The organism is Actinomycetospora sp., assembly GCF_036497585.1.
In the GTDB taxonomy this organism is placed as follows: Bacteria; Actinomycetota; Actinomycetes; order Mycobacteriales; family Pseudonocardiaceae; genus Actinomycetospora.
Map to the genome: position 1 here is coordinate 1 of NZ_DASXJD010000193.1, position 3,181 is coordinate 3,181.

The 3,181-nt window shown below is 75.5% G+C and carries 5 protein-coding genes; all 5 read left to right on the forward strand.

The genetic code is table 11. The annotated features are described in order from the left end of the window. Positions 1-246, forward strand: a 246-nt coding sequence (locus VGH76_RS18495; protein ID WP_331558182.1) for a CBS domain-containing protein, incomplete at its 5' end; no start/stop codon positions are given. After that, positions 243-890, forward strand: coding sequence for a hypothetical protein (locus VGH76_RS18500; protein WP_331558183.1), 648 nt, complete (start codon positions 243-245; stop codon positions 888-890). The genes VGH76_RS18495 and VGH76_RS18500, both read left to right, overlap by 4 nt. A 394-nt stretch (positions 891-1,284) precedes the next feature. Next, entirely contained in the window at positions 1,285-1,521 is a 237-nt protein-coding gene (locus VGH76_RS18505) for an FmdB family zinc ribbon protein (protein WP_331558184.1), read from the forward strand. 114 nt (positions 1,522-1,635) lie between these two features. Continuing rightward, complete coding sequence (locus VGH76_RS18510) at positions 1,636-2,304, forward strand: AmiS/UreI family transporter (RefSeq protein ID WP_331558185.1); 669 nt, start codon at positions 1,636-1,638, stop codon at positions 2,302-2,304. Positions 2,305-2,424: 120 nt separating this feature from the next. Next, positions 2,425-3,181, forward strand: a 757-nt coding sequence (locus tag VGH76_RS18515) for an acetamidase/formamidase family protein (RefSeq protein WP_331558186.1), incomplete at its 3' end; no start/stop codon positions are given.

Sequence of the window (3,181 nt, forward strand, 5' to 3'; positions counted from 1 at the left end):
GTCGAGCTGGAGAAGGCGGCCCGGGCGATGGTCGAGCAGCGGTTGCGGCTGCTCCCCGTCGTCGACCACGACGACCGTCTCGCCGGCGTGGTGAGCCGGGGCGACCTGCTGCGCGCGCTCCCGGCGGCGGAGCCCGCGACCGACCCGGGTCCAACGGCCCGGTTCGACGGGACCCGTGCCCGGGGTGCGGGGACCGCCGGTCGCGTACCCACAGCGACAGCGGCGGACCAGGAGGGACCGAGATGAACGACCAGGGCGGGCAGTGCGGGCAGGGCGTGGCGTGGACCGCGGCACCGGAGGGGCTCCCGGTGCTCTCGGCCGGCAGGCACCGCGGGCCGCAGCGCGGATCGTGCGTCATGGAGTACACCTCGGTGCTGGCCGGGGAGCCCTGGAGCGACCACCCCCGCTGCACCGACGGGGCCCTCGCCGAGCTCGCCCGCCGGGTCAACGACGCGGTCCGCGCCGACGCGCGGCCGGAGCTGGCCGTCATCGCGCCCGACCTGGTCGGCGCGGTCGGGCCGCGGGCGGCCACCGACGTGGTGGTCGTCGCGATCGCCCGGGTCGGGCTGGCGGAGAACCCCGCGGACCCGGCGCTCACCCGGATCGAGCGCGGGGCGCGGGCCCGTCTCGCCCGCGCCCGCGGCGGTCACGGCCCCCGCCTGTGGCGTGGCCTGGTCTGGTGCGGACGGATCGCGACCGGCGCCGGGGTAGGCGACTCCTACTCCCAGCTCGAGCGCGCCCTGGCGGGCCGCCCCCGGGCCGAGCGCGACGCCGCCCGGATCCGGGCGCTGACGGCGGCCGTGGCCGACGTCCGCCGCCACGTCGGCGCGACCTCGACGTCCGGGGCCCCCCGCACCCGCCGGGACCTGCCCGCGTCGTCAGCCGGCTGAGGGCTCCGGGCACCGCCCGCGGTGCTCGTGGCAGATCCAGAGCGGGGCGAACGGCGTCCCGTGGGCCCGCGCGTGGTAGCGGCGCCGGGGCTGTTCGGGCAGGACGGGGAACCAGCACCGTTCGCACAGGGGTGGGACGGGTGCGCCCGCGGCGGGCGGCTCGGCGGCCACCCGACCAGGGTCCCGCGCACCGGCTTCGGCGCGTGTCCGCCGTGCGACCGCTTCCGCCGCGACGATCCGGGCGCCCGAGAACTCGGGCGCCGAGCTGTTCGGGCGTCGAACCATCGACCAGGGCCCGCGGTCCCGGGGCCGCGGGACCTTCGCCCTTGTGACCTGGCACACGTCGGGCGGATGGTCGCTTTCCCGGCAACGAGGTCGGGGAGGGAGGTCCGAGATGGTGACCTACGCCTACGGCTGCGCCACGTGCGGCTCGGTGGACCTGACCTTCCCCATGGGAGCCGCACCGGAGCACGCGGAGTGTCCCCGCTGCGGGGCGTGGACGCGACGCCGCTGGACGGCTCCCGGCCTCACACGGCTCCCGCGGGGGATGCGCGACGCCTTCACGCGCGAGGAGCGCAGCCGGGACGAGCCCGAGGTCGTCACGCGACCGGGCCCGGGCCGCCCGCTGTAGCGGGGCCCGCCGTAGGGGGGACCGTCGGGCGCGTCCGGACGACGCGCCCGGCCGGGGGGTTGATCCAGACCCGGGTGTGCCCCGGGCCTCCGGCCAGAGAAGGAGGGCGTCGCCATGGCGTCCGTGGGACTGTTCTACGTCGGGGCCGTGCTCTTCATCAACGGCCTGATGTTGTTGGGGTGGGTCGAGCCCAAGGCCGCCGCCATCTTGAACCTCTTCGTCGGCACGCTGCAGGTCGTCACGCCGACCTACCTGATCTTCACGGCGAACGGCGACACCACGACGATCCTGCAGGCGTCGGGGCTCTACCTGTTCGGCTTCACCTACCTCTACGTCGGTATCGGGCTGCTCGGCGGGCTCGACTCCACCGGCGTCGGGTGGTTCTCGCTGTTCGTCGCCGTCGCGGCGCTCGGCTTCTCCGCGCTGAACTTCACCCAGCTGGCCAACAAGCCGTTCGGCGTCATCTGGCTCTACTGGGCGCTGCTGTGGTCGCTGTTCTTCGTCCTGCTCGGCCTCAAGCGTGAGCGGCTCACCCGCTACACCGGCTGGGTCGCGCTCATCGAGGGATGGGTGACCGCGGCCGTCCCCGGCTTCCTGCTGCTGGCCGGGCTGTGGCAGAACCGCGGGCTCACCGCGCTCGTCCTCGGAGCCGTCGGCGTCGTGATGGTCGTGGCGCTGCTGCCCACGCTGCGCGGTGCGGGACCCCGGCACGCCGTCGAGGCGCCGGAGCCGACCCCGCAGCCGACCGAGCCCGCCCCGGACCGTCCGCTCTCGCGGGCCTGAGGCCCGCCTCCCGGCGGCGGGGTCGGCCCACCGGTCGACCCCGCCGCGCCCTCCTCCGGCCCGCCCGGGCCGGACGTCCCCGGTCGGTTCGTGCCGGCCTGTCCGAAGGAAGTGATCCCCGTGCCCGAGACCGTCTTCGAGGTCGACCAGTCCAAGTCCATGCGCGACCAGGCCGTGCCCGGCCACAACCGGTGGCACCCCGACGTCCCGCTCGCGACGATGGTGCGCCCCGGCGCCGAGTTCCGCGTCGAGTGCAAGGAGTGGACCGACGCGCAGATCGGCAACAACGACTCCGCGAACGACGTCCGCGACGTCGACCTGGACCGGGTGCACATGCTCTCCGGCCCGATCGGCGTCGAGGGCGCCGAGCCGGGCGACCTGCTCGTCGTCGACATCCTCGACCTCGGCCAATGCCCGCCCCCGCAGGACCGCGGTGACGCGCCCGGCCAGGGCTGGGGCTACACCGGGGTGTTCGCCCGCACCAACGGCGGCGGCTTCCTCACCGACTACTACCCGGACTCGGTCAAGGCGATCTGGGACTTCCACGGCCAGGTGGCGACGTCGCGCCACCTCCCCGGGGTGCGCTACACCGGGATCACCCACCCCGGGCTCTTCGGCACGGCCCCCTCGGCCGACCTGCTGGCCCGGTGGAACCGCCGCGAGCAGGCGCTGATCGACCGCGACCCGCAGCGGGTGCCGCCGCTCGCGCTCCCCCCGATCACCAACGGGGCGCTCGCCGGCACGGCGAGCGGCACCGTGGCCGAGGACATCGCCCGCTACGGCGCCCGCACCGCACCCGCCCGGGAGAACGGCGGCAACCACGACATCAAGAACCTCACGCGCGGCAGCCGGGTCTACTACCCGGTCCACGTGGACA